Here is a 19,125-nt window from a genome sequence, read left to right as displayed (position 1 = left end):
AAGAATTGGCTAGGCGGGGTTCACCCAGCCGGCAAGTTCGCGCCCGATGATCTGTCGCAGCAACTCCATGCCCGTCGCGCTATCATTGAGACAAGGCAAATATGCGAAATCCGTGCCGCCGGATTCAAGGAAGGACTCGCGACCGCGGATCGCGAGTTCCTCCAGCGTTTCCAGGCAGTCCGCCGAGAAACCTGGCGCCACGATGGCGACGCGTCGAATACCCTTGGCGGGTAGCGCCTCCAGCGTCGTGTCGGTCGCGGGCTCCAGCCACTTGGCGCGGCCGAAGCGCGACTGGAAGGTGACGATCAGCTCGCGCCCCAATGCTTCGCCAAGCAGGCGCCCGGTCTTGCGGCAATGGCAGTGATAGGGATCGCCCAGCTCGAGCGTCCGCTGGGGCATGCCGTGGAAGCTGGCGATCACCGCGTCCGGCTCGAAGTCGAGCCCCGCCAGCCCTTCCTCGACGCTGGTCTTGAGCGCCGCGATATAGGCGGGGTCGTCATAATAGGGCGGCAGCGTGCGCAGCGCCGGCTGCCAGCGCATCGCCATCAGCGCGGCAAAGGCGACGTCGTTGACGGTCGCCGTCGTCGCCGCACAATATTGCGGGTAGAGTGGTGCGACCAGGACGCGCTCGCAACCCTGCGCCTTGAGCGCGGCAATCTGCTCGCCGACCGAAGGCTTGCCGTAGCGCATCGCGTGCAGCACCGTCACGCTCGCCCCGAACGCGCCGTCCAGCCCGCGCGCCTGCGCCTTGGTGATTGCGGCGAGCGGCGAGCCGTCCTCGCGCCACACTTGGGCATAGGCATGCGCCGATTTCTTCGGCCGCGTCCGCAGGATGATCCCGCGCAGGATCGGCTGCCAGAGCAAAGGCGGAATCTCGACCACCCGGCGATCCGAGAGGAACTCACCCAGATAGCGCTTCACCGCGCCGGGATCGGGCGCGTCGGGGGTGCCGAGATTGACCAGCAGCACGCCGATACGGGCGGGCGGGATCTTCGGATGGTCTGCGGGCAGGGTCATTCGGCGTCCGATAGCAGGGGCAGGCGACGGAATCGCGTGCCGGTGGCGGTTTGTAACGCGTTGGCGATGGCGGGTGCGGTCGGCGGCACGGCGAGCTCGCTCACCCCGCCCGGATCCGATCCGCTCGGCAGGATTTCCACCGTAATGTCGGGCGTGCTCGCCAACGTCGGCAGGTTGAGATCGGCGAGCGTCTGCACGTCGGCGATGTTCTCGCTGAACGTGGTCGACGCCCCCAGCGCGGCAGCCAGGCCGAACAACAGCCCGCCCTCGATCTGCTGGCGGACGAGATCGGGATTCACTACCCGCCCGCAATCGACCGCCGCGACCAGACGCTCGACGACGATCTCGCGCTGCGGCGTCAGATGCGCCTCGGCCATCACGGCGATGTAGGAGCCGCGAAAGGCGTGCGCCGCGATCCCCTGCCCGCTCCCCGGCTCGCCGCCCTGCCAGCCGCCGAGCTGCGCTGCGGTCTGCAGGCAGCGGGCGAGCCTCGGCTGGTTGCCGAGCATCGCCATGCGGAACGAGAGCGGATCGCGATTGGCGACATGCGCCAACTCGTCGACGAAGCTCTCGGCGAAGAAACAGGTGTAGCTATGCGCACCCGAGCGCCAATAGCCGGTCGGCACGCCGATCTCGGCCGGGTGGTGATCCACCGCGAGGTTGGGGATGGCATAGGCGGGCGCCGCGCCCTCCACGGCGGAGGGATCTTGCCTGCCGGGCAGCGCCAGCCCGGCTGCTGCGACCGTGTCGCCGGCAAGCAGCCGCGCGGCAAGCTCGCGGCCGGTGGTGGGCGCGGCGATCTTGGCCAGCCAGGCGGAGACGGTGCCGCCTTGTCCCAGCTTGGCGGTGAGCCGTGCCGCGGCGGCAGGGCGGAAGCGATCGCGCCGCAGATCCTCGTCGCGCGGCCAGGTGAGCTGCACCGGGCGCTGCACGGCGTGGGAAATCAGCGCCGCCTGCACTGCCGCATCGACCTCCAGTTTCTCGCCGAACGAGCCGCCGCCGAGCATCGCATGCACCGTCACCCGCGCCGGATCGACGCCGAGCGCCTTGGCCGCCGCCGCGCGCGCGAGGCCCGGCGCCTGGGTCGGCAGCCAGAGCGACAGCCGGCCATGCGCATAGTCCGCGGTGCAGGTCATCGGCTCCAGCGGCGCATGCGGGGCGAGGCCGACGCGATAGTCCGCGGTCACCACCTTGGCCCCACGGAACTCGGCGGCAAGATCCCCCTTCGCCTCGATGCGGGCACCCTCGCCTTCCAGCGCGGCATCCAGCGCCGCGTCGATGCTGTCGTCGTTGACCACCGCCGCGGGATTGCGGAAGCGCGGCCGCAGCGCCTGGAGCGCGCGCTCGGCCGCCCACCAGTTGCTCGCCACCGTCGCCACCCATTGCTTCGTCGTGACGATCGACAGCATGCCGCGCACCCGGTTCGCCGCCTCGCGGTCGACATGCACCAGTTCGGTCTCGCCCACCGGCCCCTGGCGGATCGCGGCAAATACCATGTTCGGCAGGCGCACATCGGCGGCGAAATTCGCGCTGCCGTCGAGCTTGGCCGGCGCATCGAGCCGCGGCAGCGGTTGGCCGAGCAGCCGCCCTGCCTCGCCGCCGCGCAAGGGAAGCTGCGCCGGCGCCTTTTCCTGCGCGGCCGCTTCGGCGAGGTCGCCGAAGCCGAGCCGCTGGTTGCCATGGATCACCGTGCTGCCGGCGGTGCCGCAAGACTGCCAGTCGACGCCCCAACTCCGCGCCGCCGCCTTGCACAGCAGCACCCGTGCCGCCGCACCCGCTTGGCGCAGATCCTCCTCGAAGGCGCGCACCGAGGTGGAGGCGGCGGTGAGCATCAGGTCCGCACGCGCGGCATGGCTGCGCTGCACCTTTTCGGGCAGGCCGCCCAGCGCGGCGGAGAACAGCGTCTGCGCCGCCAGCGGATTGGCATAAAGCGGGTTGAGCGGCGCGGGCTCGACACCGACCAGCTTCCAGTCCGCGCCCAGTTCATCGGCGAGGATCTGTGGAAGCGCGGTATAGACGCCCTGCCCCATCTCCGCCTGCGGCACCGCGACGCGCACCTGCCCGTCCTTGCCGATCTTGAGCCAGGCACCGAACAGGCTCTCGCCCGGCCCGGCGCTGAGGTTCGGCGCATAGCTGCGCGGCCACAGCCCCCAGGCGACCACCAGGCCCAGTCCCGCGCCGCCGCCGATCAACAGCCTGCGCCGATCGAGCCTGATGCGGGGTGGAGTATTGCCAGCCATGCCCCGGCTCTATCGCGCACCGAGGCCCCACGCCAGCATGGGCTTTCGATCAGCCTGATCGCTCCCCCTTGGGTTTGCGGCGTTTTGGCTCTATCGCGGGGCAAAGTCGCTTCTCACGCCGGGGATTATCGTGCTGCCCACTCTGCTTGCCGCTGCCGGCGGACATCTGCATTTCACCGATCTCCACCTCGATCCGGTGGCGATCAATCTGGGTTTCTTCCAGATCAAATGGTATTCGCTCGCGTATATCACCGGCATCCTGATCGGCTGGGTGTATCTGATGAAGCTGCTGGCCCAGCCCGGCGCGCCGATGGCCCGCCGCCATGCCGACGATCTGGTGTTCTACGCGACGCTCGGCATCATCCTCGGCGGCCGCATCGGCTATGTGCTGTTCTACGCGCCCGAGATGCTCCGTAACCCGCTGCAGATCCTGATGCTGTGGGAAGGCGGCATGAGCTTCCATGGCGGCGTGATCGGCACTTCGCTGGCGATTATCTGGCTGTCCTGGCAGAACAAGCTCAACTGGCTGCGCGTGCATGATTATGTGGTGTGCTGCGCACCCTTCGGGCTGTTCTTCGGCCGTCTCGCCAATTTCGTGAACGGCGAGCTGTGGGGGAAGCCCGGCGACGTACCCTGGGCGATCGTCTTTCGCGGTACCGTACCCGCCGGTATCCCCGAGCCGGCCCGCCACCCGAGCCAGCTCTACGAGGCGGGGCTGGAAGGCCTGCTGCTGTTCGCGGTGCTGTGGTTCTTCTTCTGGCGTACCGATGCGCGATACCAGCCGGGCAAGCTCGCCGGGATCTTCCTGCTCGGCTACGGCATGTGCCGCTTTTTCGTGGAGTTCTTCCGCGAGCCCGATCGCCAGCTGGTCTGGCTGGTCAACCTCACCGGCCTGCACATGGGCCAGTGGCTGTGCCTGCCGATGATCGCGGGCGGCCTGTACCTCATCGCCACCGCGCCGGGCCGCCGCAAGCGGATCGAGGCGATCACCGGGCCGAGCGTCGCCTGACCTGACCGCCATGACCAACCCGCTCGACGCCCCGCCCGAAGAACGCCGCGACAATGCCGCCGAGCCCGCCCTGCCCGAACGGCTGGCGCGGGCGATCACGCTCGCCGGGCCGATCCCGCTCTCGCAGTTCATGGAGGCTGCCAACGCGCATTATTACGCCACCCGCGATCCGCTGGGCGCGCGCGGCGACTTCACCACGGCGCCCGAAATCAGCCAGATGTTCGGCGAGCTGATCGGGCTGTGGCTGGCCGATTTGTGGGACCGCGCCGGCCGGCCGGACGCGGCCCGCTATGTCGAGTTCGGCCCAGGCCGCGGCACGCTGGCGAGCGATGCGCTGCGCGCGATGGGCAAGGCCGGGTTCACGCCGCCGGTGGACTTCCTGGAGACAAGCCCGGTACTGCGCGCCGCGCAGAAGGAACGCGTGCCGCACGCCGAATGGCATCTCGACCTGGTCGGGCTGCCCGAGGACGCGCCGCTGCTGGTCGTCGCCAACGAATTCTTCGACGCGCTGCCGATCCGCCAGCTGGTCCATACCGCGCAGGGCTGGCGCGAGCGCCTGGTCGCGTGCCAGGATACGCTGTTCCTGCCGGTCACCGGCGATCGCGGCTTCGACCCGGTAATCCCGCAAGCGCTTCGCGACGCCGCCCCAGGCGCGATCCTCGAGACATCGCCCGCCAGCGTGTCACTGCTCCGCGCGCTGGCGCAGCGGCTGCTGGCCCAGGGCGGCGCCGCGCTGATCATCGACTATGGCTATGAGGGGCCCGCGATCGGCGACACGCTGCAGGCAGTGCGCGGCCATGCCTTCGCCAATCCGTTCGACGCGCCCGGCGAGGCGGACCTGACCGCGCATGTCGATTTCGGCACGCTCAAGGAGGCCGCCGAGGCCGAAGGGCTGACCGTCCATGGGCCGGTGACGCAGGGCGATTTCCTCAAGGCACTCGGCATCGACGAGCGCGCCCGCGCGCTTGCCCGCACCGCACCGGAGCGCGGCGACACCATCGCCGCCGATCGCAACCGGCTGGTCGCCGACGACCAGATGGGCTCGCTGTTCAAGGTGATCGCGCTCACCGCACCGGGCTGGCCGGTGCCGGCGGGGTTCGCATGAGCTTTCGCGACGCCACCCCCGCCGATGCCGCCGCGATCGACGCGCTGTTCCGGACCAGCTTCCAGGCGACCTTCGGCCATCTCTATGCCGACGAGGATCTCGCCAGCTTCCTCGCCAAGTTCACCGTCGAGGGCTGGGCGGCGGAACTGGCCGATCCCGCCTTCGCATTTCGGGTGATCGAGGATGCGGAGGGCATCGCGGGCTATTGCAAGCTGGGGCCGATCAGCCTGCCCGCCGAACCGCAGGGCCCCGCGCTGGAACTCCGCCAGCTCTATCTGCTCGATCGCGCCAAGGGCAGCGGCGCGGCGCAGGCGCTGATGGACTGGGCGCTCGCCACCGCCCGCGCGCGGGGTGCGTCCGAGCTCTGGCTTTCCGTCTATATCGACAACCACCGCGCCAAGCGCTTCTACCAGCGCTACGGCTTCGAGGATCGCGGACCCTATGCCTTCCTGGTGGGCAACCATGCCGATGAGGATCGGCTGATGCGGCTGGCACTGTGAGCGACGTCGAAGTCACCCGCGCCCGCGCGCTGGACGGCGTGCCGCACGGTTTTCTCGGCCGCATCGGCGGCGTCTCGACCGGCATGGTGGCGGGGCTCAACGTCGGCACCGGCTCGCACGACGGTCCGGCGGCGATCGCTGAGAATCGCGGCCGCGCGGTCAAGGCGGTGTTGCCCGGCGCGAAGCTGGTCACCGTCTATCAGGTTCATTCGGCCGATGCGGTGACGGTACTTGCGCCCTTCGACGAGGCGCTGCGCCCCAAGGCCGACGCGCTGATCACCAATCAGCCGGGGCTGGTGCTCGGCATCCTCACCGCCGACTGCGCGCCGGTGCTGTTCGCTGATGGCGAGGCCAGCGTGGTCGCGGCCGCGCATGCCGGGTGGAAGGGCGCGATCGGCGGCATCACCGATTCGACGATCGCCGCGATGGAAGCGCTCGGCGCCCGCCGCGAGCGGATCGCCGCCGCAGTCGGCCCGTGCATCGCCCGGGCCAGCTATGAGGTCGATGCCGGCTTCTTCCAGCGCTTTTGCGAGCAGGACCCGGCCAACGAACGCTTCTTCGCCGACGGCCGCCCCGAGCATTTCCAGTTCGATCTGGAAGCCTATGTCGTACACCGGCTGGCACTGGCCGGCCTGCGGACGATCGAGGCGCTGGGCCTCGATACCTATGCGAACGAGGCCCGCTTCTTCAGCTTCCGCCGCGCCACGCATCGCGGCGAGCCCGATTACGGCCGGCAGGTCAGCCTGATCGGGCTGGCGGCGTAGACGCGGCGCTCAGGCCGCGTCTTCCACCCGTACTTCGGGGGGATGCAGCCGCAGGCGGTTCACCTTGCGCTCGTCGGCGTCGATCACTTCGAGCTTCCAGCCGCTCTCATGCTCCAGGCACTCGCCTACCGCCGGCACGTGCCCGGCGAGCACGAAGGCGAGGCCGCCGATCGTGTCGACATCCTCCTCCACCTCGGCCAGCCGCGGATCGACCGTCTCGGCGACGTCCTCCAGCTCGGCGCGGGCGTCGGCTTCCCAGCCGCCGCCGTCGATCGGCACGATCAGCGCGGCAGGCGCCTCGTCATGCTCGTCCTCGATCTCGCCGACGATTTCCTCGATCAGGTCCTCGATCGTGATCAGCCCCTCGGTACCCGAATATTCGTCGAGCACCACGGCGAGGTGGGTGCGCTTCACCCGCATCTGCGCGAGCAGATCGAGCGCGCCCATCGATTGCGGCACATAGAGCGGCTGGCGGATCAGCCCCGCGATGCTCGGCGGATGCGCCTCGCCCTTGGCGAGGATCTCGAACACGTCCTTGATGTGGACCATGCCGATGATCGTATCGAGCTCCTCGCGATAGACCGGCAGGCGGCTGTGGCCTGCCTCGGCGAAGAGCTGGACGAGGTCGGCGAAGCTGGTCTGCTCCTCGACCGCGATGATGTCGGCGCGGGGCACGCCCACGTCGCCGGCATCGCGCTCGCCGAAATGCAGCAGGTTCTTGAGCATCTGACGCTCGATCGGGGCGAGGTCGCCCGCGGGCGGCGTGCTGCCGTCGCTCTCATGCTCGTCAATGGCTTCTTCAAGCCGCTCGCGCAGCGTCTCTTCCTGTTCCTCGCCGAACAGGAGTGCGCGCAAACTGCGCCAGATGCCGCCATTTTCGTGTCGGTGTTCGGGCGAGCCGGTACTAGGGCCCTCGTTCATGTTGGTGTTCAATCCTCGCGTACGGGATAGGGATCGTGCAGGTTCAGGGCCGCCATGGCGGCCTGTTCCATCGCCTCCATGGCTTCCGCCTCGCCATCCTCGATATGATCATAGCCTAGCAGATGCAGCATGCCATGGACAATCAGATGCGTGGCATGATCGTCCACGGCAATGCCACGCTCCTCGGCTTCCACCGAACAGACGCCGTGCGCAAGCACGATATCGCCCAGCAATACTTCGCCATCATCGCTGTTCTGGGTTACGGCATCGAGCAGATCGGGCTGGATCATCGGGAAGGACAGCACGTTGGTCGGCTTGTCCTTGTGCCGATACTGGCGGTTCAGCGTATGGACTTCGTCGTCGCTGGTGAAGCGCACCGCGACTTCCACCGAGATCGGCCAGCCCTGCCATTCGGCATAGGGCGTCTGCGCGATCGCCGCCTCGGCGGCGCGCAGGGCGAGCGCGTCCCAATCGCCTTCCGGCCAGGGCGATTCGAGGAGGGCGGCAACGTCAAGCATCAGGCGAGGTCCGTCTTGGAGAAATCGTCGCCCTTGCAGAGCAGACGCGCATCCTGCGATTTGGCGCAGGCATAGGCGAAGCAATCGCCCATGTTGAGTCCGGCGGGGTGACGCCCCTTGCCGAACTGCTGATAGGCATCGAGCGCCAGGTCCAGCTCACGCGCGCCGATCGGCACCAGCGTCAGCCCGAGCTGATCGGCGTAAAGTGCCGCTTCCTGGCGTGCCGCATTGATATCCATTTCGCGCGAACGCGAGAGCGCGGCGACGGTTTCCCAGGCCGCCATCGCCGACCAGATCGCCGGCGCGCCCTCGACCGCCTCGACCACCAGCCGATCGCGCTCGGGTTCCTCGGCGATGATCGCGACCATCGCCGATGCATCGACAAACAGCGTCAAGCCTCGCCCCACAGCTCGTCGAAAAACGCCTTGTCGGCGGGCAGCCCGGTCGGCGGCGGGAGCGGGTGGGCGCGGCGATGCGCGTCGAGCTTGCGCAGCACGTCCTGCGCGCGGCCCTTGGCCTCGAGCTCCGCCTTGCGCCGCAACAGGCTGTCGCGCACCGCCTCGGTCTTGGTGGTGCCGAGCGCGACCGCGACCTCGGCGGCGAGCGCCGCGGTGTCCGGGTCCTTGATGTAGAGCGATGCCACGCCGCGTCTCCGATAGGGATATCCCGAATGTAGGACGGGATATCCTCGCCTTCAACCTTCCCCCTCATAGGCCGCGACGATGCGGCCGACGATCGGATGGCGCACCACGTCGCCCACGCCGAAGCGCACCATCGAGATGCCTTCCACGCCCTCCAGCCGGTTGACCGCGTCGTTGAGGCCGGAGGCGCTCGGCCCGCCGGGCAAGTCGGTCTGGTTGGGGTCGCCGCAGATCACCATCCGGCTGTTCTGGCCGAAGCGGGTGAGGAACATCTTCATCTGCATCGGCGTGGTGTTCTGCGCCTCGTCAAGGATGACGAACGCGTCCGCAAGCGTCCGGCCGCGCATGAACGCGATCGGCGCGATCTCGATCTCGCCCGAAGCGATGCGCCGCTCCACCTGCTCGGCCGGCAGGCAGTCGTACAGCGCGTCGTAGATCGGGCGGAGATAGGGGTCGACCTTCTCCTTCATGTCGCCCGGCAGGAAGCCCAGCCGCTCGCCCGCTTCCACCGCGGGCCGCGACAGGATCAGCCGCTGGACGCTGCCGGTGATCAGCTGCGCAACGGCCTGCGCCACCGCCAGATAGGTCTTGCCGGTACCCGCCGGCCCGAGCGCGAATATCAGGTCGTTCGAGGCGAGCTCGCGCATGTAATGCGTCTGCGTCACCGAGCGCGGCACGATCGTCTTCTTGCGCGTGCGGATCATAATCGAGGGCTTGGGTCCGCCATTCGTCGGCTCGGCGCGGACGATGCCGGTGAACATCGGTTCGCTTGACATGGCAATCACCGCGTCGATCAGCCCGCCATCGACTTCCTCGCCGCGGATCACCCGGCTGTGCAGTTCCTGGAGCACCTCGCGGGCATGCGCCACGGCCTCGGTGCCGCCTTCGATCACGACCCGCTGGCCGCGCGCGTGGATGTACACGCCCAGCCGCTCCTCGAGCATCAGCAGGTTGGAATCGAACTCTCCGAAGAGCTGCGGCAGGAGCTGGGGCTTGTCGAAGGTCACCTCTACCCGGGAACGGTCGCCGGACTGGGCGGGGACAGGCTTGCGGCTCATGCGGTCCTTTCGGTGTTGGCGCGGGGCGCGGGGATCACGCGGCCCCGGAGGGGCAAACCTTGGCATCGTGCGGAGGTTCCTTGGCGCATGTCGATGAACAAGATGGCAGACGCGGGCGCGGCTGCACAGGGGGCGTGTGCGTTGCCAGTGCAATGCCGCGCGCATGTGACGCGGTTGCGACACCCTGCCGCGTCGCCCCCGGGCGCCTCCCCTGCCCCGCGCGTGCCGAAACGGGAACGACAGCAACCAGCCTTGGGTTGGAAATGCACGACGCCGTCGCTATCTGCACGGCCACGCATCAGTAACAACCAAGGTCTTCCATGAAGTATCTGCTTCGGGGCGCGTTCGCATGTGCGCTCCTGCTGTACGCCGGCTCGTCGCTCGCATAGCTTTCGCACGAAACGCTCAAAGTGGGACAGCGCTGAGACGCACACCCACACCGGTGAGACGCATTCCCCCAACGCTGCCGTCGAGCGCAATGCCCGCAGCTTGTACAAGCGTCCCCACGTCTAGTTGCAAAGGAAAAGAAGATGAAGTTCGCTGTAGCGGCGTTCGCTGCCGCCATGCTCGCCATGACCGGCGCCGCCCGGGCTGCGCCGATCCTCGACACGGGCGCAGGCAACCCCACCACCGCCAGCGCGATGGATGTCTCCGGCTCGCGCAGCCTCGCCGGCTATTTCGAGCTCCTGAACGACGTGACCGTGGACGGCATCTATGGCTGGATCGGCGGTGACGAAGGCGCGCGCCTCACCGCCAGCATCTACAGCGAAATCGATTTCGTGCCCGCCAAGCAGCTCTTCTCCACGACCTTCGTCAACCGGGGCCTGGTCGACTGGCAGGGTGCCGATTCGCTCAAGTGGAACCTGAAGGCGGGATCCTACTGGGTCGTCTTCTCGGCCGCCGACGAACATCGCACCAGCTATATGCCGGGCGGCGTGTCCAACCCGCTGGTCGCCTACCTCCATGGCAGCGAGGGTGACTGGCGCCGCCTGCGCGAGCAGAATCTCGGTATCCGCCTGACCGGCGCCACCGGTGGTGCGGTGCCGGAGCCGGCAAGCTGGGCCATGCTGATCGGCGGCTTCGGCATCGCAGGCGGCGCAATCCGCACCCGCCGCAAGCGTCGCGCGGCACTGGCCTGAAAATCCGCCTGGGCCGGGGCGACGATGTCGTGTCCGGCCTCGGCTGCAGGTTCATCAGCAGGTTGAGCGACCCCTACCAGGTCCAGCGCCCCGGCTGCGCGTTCGGGGCATCGCGCAGGAAGCGCCCCTTGGCGAGCAGTACCGCATCGGCCTCCAGCCGCACCGCCTTGCTCAGCCGGTAGCCCACCCGCCCATGGACGAACCAGGCGCGCACCGGCTGGCGCCCCGCCGCCGCCACCAGGCTCACCGATTGCGACCCGGTCTGGCCGATCGCTTCGACTTCATAGTCGAGCCTGGCCGGCAGCGGATCGCGCGCGAAGCGGATGGCGGCGGTATCGAGCGAGCGATCGCGCGTCGGACGGCCAGGGGTGTCGTGCTCGCCGAGATGGAGGTAGCGCGTCTCGACAAGCGCAGGGCCGATCGTCCGCGCGCAACTGATCAGCCCGCCCCACAGCACCAGCGCCGCGCCTTCTCGATCGATCGCCGACGCGTTCGACAGCAGCGAGTCGAGGTTGCGCAGGAAGCGGCCAGCCCGCAGCCGAAGCTTCGATCCGGGCCCTAGAGCGTTTTCACCATGGGTGAAGACGCTCTAGATGTTTGTTTGCCGCATTTTCCGAGTCGTTGACCGTACACGGTCAACTTGAAAATGCTCTAGCGCCGCGCCGAGGTCGAGCTGCACATAGGCCTGCACCGGCTCCAGCGCGTTGACCTCGCCCGTCGTCACCGGCGAGCCGCGGTTGCCGGTATGGGCACGGCTGTCCCTCCCAAAGCGCGCCGACGACGCTCACCGGCCGCTTGGCGGCGGAGCGCTTCGATGCGCGCGGCGCGCCTCCAGTCACGCGGAAACTGGCGCCAGTTCCCGACCGGCGAGCGAATTGGGCCCGGCGCTGACCAACTCCACCTCGATCAGGTCCCCGATCCTGGCGGACGTCTCCAGATGGACCGACTGCAGCCAGGGCGACTTGCCGATCATCTGCCCGGGGCGGCGCCCCACCCGCTCGATCAGCACCGCGCAGCGCTTGCCCACGCTGGCCTCGTTGAACGCCTGCGAATGGCGGCCGAGCGCCGCCTGGAGCCGCTGGAGCCGCTCGTCGGCCACCGCTTCGGGCAGATACTGGTCGACCAGGTCGGCCGCCGGGGTGCCCGGGCGCGGCGAGTATTTGAAGCTGAAGCACTGCGCATAGCGCACCGCGTCGACCAGCTGCAGCGTCTCTTCGAACTCGGCCTCGGTCTCGCCGGGGAAGGCGACGATGAAGTCGCCCGACAGCGCGATGTCCGGCCGCGCGGCACGGACGCGCTCGATGATGCGCAGGTAGGAATCGCGCGTGTGGCTGCGGCTCATCGCCTTGAGGATGCGGTCGCTGCCCGCCTGCACCGGCAGGTGCAGGAACGGCATCAGCTTGGCCACATGGGCGTGCGCCTCGATCAGCCCCTCGGCCATGTCGTTGGGATGGCTGGTGGTGTAGCGGATCCGCGCCAGCCCCTCGATCCGGTCGAGTGCCACGATCAGGTCGTGCAGCCCGCGACCGTCGTCGTCCCCCCAGGCGTTGACGTTCTGGCCGAGCAGCGTGATCTCGCGCGCGCCGGCATCGACCAGCGCCTTGGCCTCGTCGACGATCGCCGCATAGGGCCGGCTGACTTCGGCGCCGCGGGTATAGGGCACCACGCAATAAGTGCAGAACTTGTCGCAGCCTTCCTGCACGGTGAGGAACGCGCTCGCCCCCACCTTGCGACGCGCGGGCAGCTTGCCGAACTTGCTGGCGATCGGCATGTCGGTGTCGAGGCCGAGCTGGCCCTTGGCGGCCTTGTCCACCAGCTCCGGCAGATTGTGATAGGCCTGGGGACCTACCACCACGTCCACCTTCGCGCGGCGGGCGATCTCCTCGCCCTCGGCCTGGGCGACGCAGCCGGCCACCGCGATCATCGGCTTGCCCGCCTCGCGCAGCTTCAAGCGGCCGATCTCCGAATAGACCTTCTCGGTCGCCTTCTCGCGGATATGGCAGGTGTTGAGGACGACGAGATCGGCCTGGTCCGCCTCGGCGGCGACAAGGCCCTGGGCGGCCATCAGCTCGCCCATGCGCTCGCCGTCATAGACGTTCATCTGGCAGCCGTACGACTTGACGTGATAGGTCTTGGGGGTGGTCATGATCGGCGCGCCTATACGCGGAAATGACGGCAGAAAACAGGCCTTGCGCTTGTTTGCGAAGGGCACCCGCACCCCACCCGTCATCCCGGCTTGCGCCGGTATGACGGTTTATACGGAAGGTTCGGATGCACCCTGCGCCAGCGTCTTGTACCCGATCGGGTCCTCGGCAAAGCGGAACGGTCGCAGCGGATGGCCCAGCGTGCGCACCATCGCCGCCTCGATCCGCCGCCGGCTCTCCGCCGCGATCGCCTTGCGGCCGGGGAAGTCGCGCGGGTCGAAGGGTTCGAGGAAATGCACGCGCAGCCGGAAGCGCCGCTTGCGCGCCAGCACGCGCTTGGCGTTGTTGAGGCCCCGCTCCTGGCCGATCCAGGCAATGTCCTCGCCCGCCGTGCCGTAATCGAGCATCACCGGCTGCACCATCACCCCCGGCGGCGGCGGCTCGAGCACGCGCAGCATCGGCGTCTTGAACGGCAGCAGCGACTTGCCGTCGGTCGTCGTGCCCTCGGGGAAGATGGTGACCGCCCAGGTCTCCGCCAGCGCCTCGCGCAGCTGGTTGATCTGCTCGGCCACACCCATCCGGTTCTCGCGCTTCACATATACCGTGCGATTGAGGCTCGCGAGCCAGCCGACCAGCGGCGAGGCGCCGATCTCCGCCTTGGCGACGAACGCGGTGCCGCTCGCCCCGCCGAGCGCCAGAATGTCGATCCAGCTGAGATGGTTGGAAACGTAGAACACGTCGCGCTTGAGCGGCGTGCCGACGCGCTTCACCTTGGCGCCGGCGATCCGGGCCGCGCTGCCCAGGAACAGCCGCGGCCAGGGCGAGGGCAGCCGCACCAGCCGGAAGAGATAGTGGAGCGGCACATGCACCAGCAGCGCCAGCACCAGCCGCGCGATGCGGAACCACAGGCGCACCTGCTCCGCCCCGGTCAGCCGGGTCGGCAGTCCCTGGGTCGCTTCCTCGCGGCGGCGCCGGGCGCGCTCAGTTCTTGCGCTCGAGTGCAACCCCGTAGAGTTCCATGCGGTGGTCGACGAGGCGGAAACCGAGCCGCTCGGCGATCTGCTTCTGCAGCAGCTCGAGCTCGGGATCGACGAACTCGATCACCTTGCCGCTCTCGACGTCGATCAGGTGATCGTGATGCGCCTCGGGCGCCGGCTCGTAGCGCGCGCGACCATCGCCGAAATCATGGCGGTCGAGAATGCCCGCCTCCTCGAATAGCCGCACCGTGCGATAGACGGTGGCGATCGAGATGCCGGGATCGATCGCGGCAGCGCGCTCATAGACCTTTTCCACATCGGGATGGTCATCGGCGTCGGAAAGCACGCGCGCGATCACCTTGCGCTGTTCGGTGATGCGCAGCCCCTTTTCGTGGCAGAGCGCTTCGAGATCAATCTTGCGAACCATGACACCGCTGTAGCGCCATTGACGTCATCGGAAAAGGGCAAGCGGCTCGCTCATCCTAATCGAGCGAATGCGAAAACGCCGGCCGCGGACGGGGGCCCGGGCCGGCGCTTCGAAGTCCATCCTGGGAATGGCGATCAGCGGGTCTTGCGACGCTTGGTGCCGAGGCCGATCTTCTTCGCCAGGCTGCGGCGCTGCTCGGCATAGTTCGGAGCGACCATCGGATAGTCGGCCGGCAGGTTCCACTTGGCGCGATACTGTTCCGGGGTCATCTGATAATGGGTCATCAGGTGACGCTTGAGCATCTTCAGCTTCTTACCGTCCTCGAGGCAGACGATGTAGTCGGGCTTCACCGAAGCGCGCACCGAAACCGCCGGCTCCTGCTTCACTTCCGGCTCCGGCTGCACGGTGCCGAGACCGGTGAGCGCGCCATGCACGTTCTGGATCAGCTGCGGCAGGTCCGACACGGCGACGCTGTTGTTGCTGACATGCGCAGCGACAATATCGGCGGTCAGCGCGATCAGGGTTTCCTGAATTTCAGATGAAGCTTCCATGATATTCCTTTCGACCCGTTCATGGCGACTATTCTGGATGTCGCCTGCAGCGTCCTATCGTGCGAAGCTTGGTGATTGGCAAGAGATCAACGTCGCAATGGTTGTAATTTTTATGCAAGCGGACGTGCCAAAGTGAGAGCATCGAGCGCCAGCCCGCTAGTACCGCGATAATAGCCACGACGTTCGCCGATCTTCTCGAAACCCTCGCGGTGATAGAGGCGGATCGCTTCATTGCCTGCGCGGACTTCGAGATGGAGCTTGGTCGCCCCACGATTGCGCGACTCCGCGATCACCGCGCGCAACAACGCTCCGCCCACGCCAAGTCCCCGCGCACCGGGACTGGTCGCCAGCAACAACAGCTCGGCCTCGTCGAGCATCGCCCGCGCCATCGCGAAGCCGACGTCGCGCCCGCCGATGCTCGCGACGACGAGCCACACGCCCGAAAGCGCCATCATCCCCACGCATTGCGACTGGGTCCAGGCTTCGCCGAATTCGGGATCGAAGGCCGACTGCATGATCCGGTTAACCGGGATCAGGTCGTGCACCCCGCCCTCGCGCAGCTCGATCGGCTGGGGCGCGGCGCTCATGCGAGCCCCCGCTCGGCGAGCGTCTTGGCGTCGGGACCGCGGCCATAGAGCGGGCGCGGCGGCAGCAAGGCGAAATCGGGCGGGAGCAGCACCGCGTCGGCGGCGCGGGGCAGCGCCTCGCGCAGGTCCAGCCCCTCGGCCAGTGCTGCGAGGCGCCGGACGCCGCTGCCGAATGCGGCGCGGCCGTCGAGCGCGGCAAGCGCAGCTTCGGGCGGCAGCGAGGCAAGCGGCGCGGTGTCGACCAGCGGCGTCGCGAAATGCTGGACGAAGACTTCGCCGTGGCCGCCTTCGAGCACCACCGACAGCCGGGCGAGCGCGGGGTCGCCGGCGAACCCGGCGGCGGCGATCAGGGCGAGCGAGGAATAGCCGTGTACCGGCACCCCCCAGCCGATCGCCAGGCCTCGCGCGGCGGCGAGGCCCACGCGCACCCCGGTAAAGCTCCCGGGGCCGACATCGACCAGAATCGCATCGGCGCGGCCGCCGCCGGGCAGCTCGCCGATCATCGGGATCAGCCGCTCGGCATGGCCGCGGCCGACCAGTTCGTGCCGTTCGGCAAGAACGGCACCATCCGCCAGCAAGGCCACCGAACAGGCGGCAGTGGCGGTTTCGATCACGAGCAGTCGCGGGGCTTCAGCCATCGCCCCGCGCTAGCCATAGAACTGGGTACAGGTCAAATCACCCGGTTGAACTGATCGAATGCCGGACGCGGCGACCGCGCATGAAGGCTCGAAGGATCACCGACGCCGAGCGTGGAAATGAAATTCGATTTCACGCCCGGCTGATCGGCGAAAAACGCCTCGTCAACCTTGGCATTGTCGAACCCCGACATCGGGCCGGTATCGAAGCCCAGCGCGCGCGCGGCAATGATGAAATAGGCACCCTGCAGCGAGGAGTTGCGGAACGCCTGTTCGCGGCGACCTTCCTCGGTCGGGAACCAGTTCTTCGCCTCGGGCGCGTGCGGGAAGAATGCCGGCAGATGCTCGTGGAAGTTGATGTCGTAGCCGATGATGACGCTGGCGGGCGCCTTGCGGATCTTCTCGGCATTGCTGCCGCTCGACAGGCTAGCGAGCTTGTCCTTGGCTTCCTGACTCAGCACCCAGACGAACCGCGCCGACTGCTGGTTGACCGACGTCGGCCCCATCTTCAGCAGGTCGTACATCGCCTCGATATCGGCCTGGGTCACCGGAGCGTCGGTATAGCCGTTGAAGGTCCGCGCGGTGCGGAAGATCGTGTCGAGGGCGACGTCGTTCAGCGGCTGGCCCATGGCCTGCGATCCTTTCATGCTTGGGGGGGCGGGAAGCGGGTGCGCGATCAGATCGCGCGCACCTCGGTGACTTCGGGAACGTAATATTTGAGCAGCTGCTCGATCCCGTTCTTCAGCGTCGCGGTGGACGAAGGGCAGCCCGAGCAGGCGCCCTGCATCTGGAGGAACACCTTGCCCTCGTTGAACCCGCGATAGACGATGTCGCCGCCGTCATTGGCGACCGCAGGGCGGATGCGGGTGTCGATCAGCTCGCGAATCTGCGCGACGATGTCGGCATCCTCGGGATTGTCGCCGAAATCGGCGCTCTCGGGCGGCACGCTGAAGCCGGCGGCCGAGCCTGCCATGAACAGCGGCATGTTGGCCGAGAAATGGTCGAGCAGGATGCCGAGCACGTCGGGCTTGAGGCTCAGCCACTCGACGCCCGGCGCGGCGGTCACCGAGATGAAGTCGCGGCCGAAGAACACCCCGGTCACGTCGCCCAGTGCGAACAGCGCGGTGGCAAGCGGCGAGGCTTCCGCCTCCTCGGGGCTGGCGAAGTCGCGGGTGCCCGCCTCCATCACGATCCTGCCGGGCAGGAACTTGAGCGTGGCGGGGTTGGGGGTGGCTTCGGTCTCGATCAGCATGCCGCCCACATGGGCGCGTCCTTGCGCAGGATCAAGCCGCGCGCGGGAAACCCTGTGTTGCCGGCGCTGAAGTTCCGCTCATGCGTCGGGGTCGGCGGGATAGACCTTGCCGACATGCGGCTCGCCGCGGATGGCCGCCAGGCGCTCCTGGCGGTGACGTTCGCGGTAGCGTTCGCGGTCTTCGTTGCTGCGCTCGTCATAGCACGCGGCGCAGCTCACCCCCGCCTCATAGCGCGGCGAACGGCGATCCTGGGCGCTGACCGGGCGGCGGCAGGCGTGGCAGAGTTCGTAGCTGCCGGGCGCGAGGCCATGGCCGACGGTCACCCGCTGGTCGAACACGAAGCATTCGCCGTCCCACAGGCTCTGCGCTTCGGGCACCTTTTCCAGATAGTTGAGGATGCCGCCCTTGAGGTGGAACACCTCCTGAATGCCCTCGGACTTGAGGAACGCCGTCGACTTCTCGCAGCGGATGCCGCCGGTGCAGAACATCGCGACCTTGGGCGGCATCTCGCTCTTGCCGAGCAGTTCCTCGCGGTGCGCGCGGAACCAGTCGGGGAAGTCGCGGAAGCTCCTGGTGTGCGGGTCGATCGCGCCGCGGAAGGTGCCCGCCGCGACCTCATAGTCGTTGCGCGTATCGATCAGAATCGTGTTCGGATCGGCGATCAGCGCGTTCCAGTCCTCGGGCGCGACATAGGTGCCGACGCTCGCCAGCGGATCGATGTCCGGCTGGCCCATCGTCACGATCTCGCGCTTCAGGCGCACCTTCATCCGGTAGAAGGGCTGCTCGGCAGCGCGGGCGTATTTCACGTCGAGCCCGGCGCAGCCCGGCAGCGCGCGGATATGGTCGACCACCGCCGCGATCGCATCGTCGCTGCCCGCGATCGTGCCGTTCACGCCCTCGCGCGCGAGCAGCAGCGTGCCTTTCGCGCCCTGCGAACAGCAGAGCTTGGCCAGCGGGCCCTGCAGCGCCGCCGGATCGTCGAACCGGGTAAATTGGTAGAGCGCCGCCACGCGGATCGGCAGCGCGGCATCGTCCGAAGCTTTCGTCATTTCGGCGGATCTACTCCAGCCAACGCGATTTTACCAAGGGCGGTGACGGCAGTTCCCTCAGCTTCAGCCGTCATCCCGGCGGAAGCCGGGATCCATTCGCCACTCGGCCGGCGAAAGAGCCGGGACGGAGACCCCAATGGACCCCGGCTTTCGCCGAGGTGACGCGGAGGGTTGAAAGTACAGCCCTCTCCTCCGTCTGAGCCCGGTATCAGACCATGAAGCTTTCGCCGCAGCCGCAGGTGCCCTTGGCATTGGGGTTGGTGAACACGAAGCCGGCGGTGAAATCATCCTCCACCCAATCCATCGTAGAGCCGATCAGGTAGAGCACCGAGGCACCGTCGACGAAGAAGGTGCCGCCGGGAGTCTCGATCTTCTCGTCCAGCGGCTTGGCCTCGGCGACATAGTCGACCGAATAGGCGAGCCCAGAGCAGCCCCGGCGCGGGGTGGAGAGCTTGACGCCGACCGTGCCTTCCGGCGCCTTCGCCATCAGCGCGGCGATGCGCGCCTCGGCGGCGGGGGTGAGGTGCAGCGCGGCGGGGCGCTGGCGGGGGGTGGTCACGGTGGTCATGGTCTGTCTTCTAACCTTCTTC

General features: G+C 68.0%; 23 protein-coding genes. 5 read left to right on the top strand and 18 right to left on the bottom strand.

Annotated features, from left to right (window positions below; all coding sequences use genetic code 11):
* Nucleotides 1-9: 9 nt before the first annotated feature.
* Both hemH and CA234_RS00400 read right to left on the bottom strand, forming a co-directional pair.
* A complete protein-coding gene (gene hemH / locus CA234_RS00405; protein WP_126000620.1) occupies nucleotides 10-1,017 on the bottom strand; it encodes a ferrochelatase in 1,008 nt (335 codons plus the stop codon).
* Entirely contained in the window at nucleotides 1,014-3,257 is a 2,244-nt protein-coding gene (locus CA234_RS00400) for a molybdopterin cofactor-binding domain-containing protein (RefSeq protein WP_126000619.1), read from the bottom strand. Before CA234_RS00400 ends, hemH begins: the two co-directional genes overlap by 4 nt.
* 130 nt (nucleotides 3,258-3,387) lie before the next feature.
* Here CA234_RS00400 and lgt point away from each other — a divergent pair, with 130 nt between their 5' ends.
* From lgt to pgeF, 4 genes are read left to right on the top strand one after another with little or no spacing between them, the layout of a single operon-like run.
* Nucleotides 3,388-4,266 (top strand): prolipoprotein diacylglyceryl transferase, encoded by an 879-nt coding sequence (gene lgt / locus CA234_RS00395; RefSeq protein ID WP_126000618.1) that lies wholly within the window; start codon nucleotides 3,388-3,390, stop codon nucleotides 4,264-4,266.
* 10 nt (nucleotides 4,267-4,276) lie between these two features.
* Complete coding sequence (locus CA234_RS00390) at nucleotides 4,277-5,371, top strand: SAM-dependent methyltransferase (protein ID WP_126000617.1); 1,095 nt, start codon at nucleotides 4,277-4,279, stop codon at nucleotides 5,369-5,371.
* Nucleotides 5,368-5,871 (top strand): GNAT family N-acetyltransferase, encoded by a 504-nt coding sequence (locus tag CA234_RS00385; RefSeq protein ID WP_126000616.1) that lies wholly within the window; start codon nucleotides 5,368-5,370, stop codon nucleotides 5,869-5,871. Before CA234_RS00390 ends, CA234_RS00385 begins: the two co-directional genes overlap by 4 nt.
* A complete protein-coding gene (pgeF, locus tag CA234_RS00380) occupies nucleotides 5,868-6,635 on the top strand; it encodes a peptidoglycan editing factor PgeF (RefSeq protein WP_126000615.1) in 768 nt (255 codons plus the stop codon). The genes CA234_RS00385 and pgeF overlap by 4 nt, the downstream gene beginning before the upstream one ends.
* Nucleotides 6,636-6,644: 9 nt before the next feature.
* Here the strand turns inward: pgeF and CA234_RS00375 are convergent, their stop codons facing one another.
* From CA234_RS00375 to CA234_RS00355, 5 genes are read right to left on the bottom strand one after another with little or no spacing between them, the layout of a single operon-like run.
* Complete coding sequence (locus CA234_RS00375; protein WP_126000614.1) at nucleotides 6,645-7,556, bottom strand: hemolysin family protein; 912 nt, start codon at nucleotides 7,554-7,556, stop codon at nucleotides 6,645-6,647.
* Nucleotides 7,557-7,564: 8 nt separating this feature from the next.
* Nucleotides 7,565-8,074 (bottom strand): rRNA maturation RNase YbeY, encoded by a 510-nt coding sequence (gene ybeY / locus CA234_RS00370; RefSeq protein ID WP_125976061.1) that lies wholly within the window; start codon nucleotides 8,072-8,074, stop codon nucleotides 7,565-7,567.
* Nucleotides 8,074-8,469 carry a type II toxin-antitoxin system VapC family toxin gene (locus CA234_RS00365; RefSeq protein WP_125976063.1) on the bottom strand — a complete coding sequence of 132 codons (396 nt, stop codon included), beginning with the start codon at nucleotides 8,467-8,469 and terminating at the stop codon, nucleotides 8,074-8,076. Before CA234_RS00365 ends, ybeY begins: the two co-directional genes overlap by 1 nt.
* Nucleotides 8,466-8,717, bottom strand: a complete 252-nt coding sequence (locus CA234_RS00360; protein WP_126000613.1) for a type II toxin-antitoxin system VapB family antitoxin — start codon at nucleotides 8,715-8,717, stop codon at nucleotides 8,466-8,468. The genes CA234_RS00365 and CA234_RS00360 overlap by 4 nt, the downstream gene beginning before the upstream one ends.
* A 51-nt stretch (nucleotides 8,718-8,768) precedes the next feature.
* Nucleotides 8,769-9,773 carry a PhoH family protein gene (locus tag CA234_RS00355; protein ID WP_125976067.1) on the bottom strand — a complete coding sequence of 335 codons (1,005 nt, stop codon included), beginning with the start codon at nucleotides 9,771-9,773 and terminating at the stop codon, nucleotides 8,769-8,771.
* 530 nt (nucleotides 9,774-10,303) lie between these two features.
* Here CA234_RS00355 and CA234_RS24710 point away from each other — a divergent pair.
* A complete protein-coding gene (locus CA234_RS24710; protein ID WP_241213116.1) occupies nucleotides 10,304-10,912 on the top strand; it encodes a PEPxxWA-CTERM sorting domain-containing protein in 609 nt (202 codons plus the stop codon).
* 73 nt (nucleotides 10,913-10,985) lie between these two features.
* Here CA234_RS24710 and CA234_RS00345 read toward each other — a convergent pair whose 3' ends face one another.
* The 11 genes from CA234_RS00345 to CA234_RS00295 form a co-directional block, all read right to left on the bottom strand.
* Nucleotides 10,986-11,369: an alginate export family protein gene (locus CA234_RS00345; RefSeq protein ID WP_164521666.1), complete on the bottom strand. Its 384-nt coding sequence runs from the start codon at nucleotides 11,367-11,369 to the stop codon at nucleotides 10,986-10,988.
* 378 nt (nucleotides 11,370-11,747) lie between these two features.
* Nucleotides 11,748-13,058, bottom strand: a complete 1,311-nt coding sequence (miaB, locus tag CA234_RS00340; protein ID WP_126000612.1) for a tRNA (N6-isopentenyl adenosine(37)-C2)-methylthiotransferase MiaB — start codon at nucleotides 13,056-13,058, stop codon at nucleotides 11,748-11,750.
* A 108-nt stretch (nucleotides 13,059-13,166) separates the two neighbouring features.
* Nucleotides 13,167-14,000, bottom strand: a complete 834-nt coding sequence (locus CA234_RS00335) for a lysophospholipid acyltransferase family protein (protein WP_164521672.1) — start codon at nucleotides 13,998-14,000, stop codon at nucleotides 13,167-13,169.
* 37 nt (nucleotides 14,001-14,037) lie between these two features.
* On the bottom strand, nucleotides 14,038-14,460 hold the full coding sequence (locus tag CA234_RS00330; protein ID WP_066724328.1) for a Fur family transcriptional regulator: 423 nt from the start codon (nucleotides 14,458-14,460) through the stop codon (nucleotides 14,038-14,040).
* A 134-nt stretch (nucleotides 14,461-14,594) separates the two neighbouring features.
* Entirely contained in the window at nucleotides 14,595-15,011 is a 417-nt protein-coding gene (locus CA234_RS00325; RefSeq protein WP_064310290.1) for a MucR family transcriptional regulator, read from the bottom strand.
* A gap of 110 nt (nucleotides 15,012-15,121) precedes the next feature.
* Entirely contained in the window at nucleotides 15,122-15,598 is a 477-nt protein-coding gene (gene rimI / locus CA234_RS00320) for a ribosomal protein S18-alanine N-acetyltransferase (protein ID WP_125976076.1), read from the bottom strand.
* On the bottom strand, nucleotides 15,595-16,236 hold the full coding sequence (tsaB, locus tag CA234_RS00315) for a tRNA (adenosine(37)-N6)-threonylcarbamoyltransferase complex dimerization subunit type 1 TsaB (RefSeq protein WP_125976078.1): 642 nt from the start codon (nucleotides 16,234-16,236) through the stop codon (nucleotides 15,595-15,597). Before tsaB ends, rimI begins: the two co-directional genes overlap by 4 nt.
* A 32-nt stretch (nucleotides 16,237-16,268) precedes the next feature.
* A complete protein-coding gene (locus CA234_RS00310) occupies nucleotides 16,269-16,862 on the bottom strand; it encodes a malonic semialdehyde reductase (RefSeq protein WP_125976080.1) in 594 nt (197 codons plus the stop codon).
* A 47-nt stretch (nucleotides 16,863-16,909) separates the two neighbouring features.
* A complete protein-coding gene (locus CA234_RS00305) occupies nucleotides 16,910-17,485 on the bottom strand; it encodes a NifU family protein (RefSeq protein ID WP_125976082.1) in 576 nt (191 codons plus the stop codon).
* 78 nt (nucleotides 17,486-17,563) lie between these two features.
* Nucleotides 17,564-18,535, bottom strand: a complete 972-nt coding sequence (locus tag CA234_RS00300) for a rhodanese-related sulfurtransferase (protein WP_126000611.1) — start codon at nucleotides 18,533-18,535, stop codon at nucleotides 17,564-17,566.
* 208 nt (nucleotides 18,536-18,743) lie between these two features.
* Nucleotides 18,744-19,103: an iron-sulfur cluster assembly accessory protein gene (locus CA234_RS00295; protein WP_126000610.1), complete on the bottom strand. Its 360-nt coding sequence runs from the start codon at nucleotides 19,101-19,103 to the stop codon at nucleotides 18,744-18,746.
* Nucleotides 19,104-19,125 lie beyond the last annotated feature (22 nt).

It is taken from the genome of Sphingomonas sp. ABOLE, from assembly GCF_003950455.1.
Classification (GTDB): Bacteria; Pseudomonadota; Alphaproteobacteria; order Sphingomonadales; family Sphingomonadaceae; genus Sphingomonas; species Sphingomonas trueperi.
The sequence above is the reverse complement of the archived record's forward strand: the minus strand, read 5'-3'. Positions and strand labels throughout refer to the sequence as shown.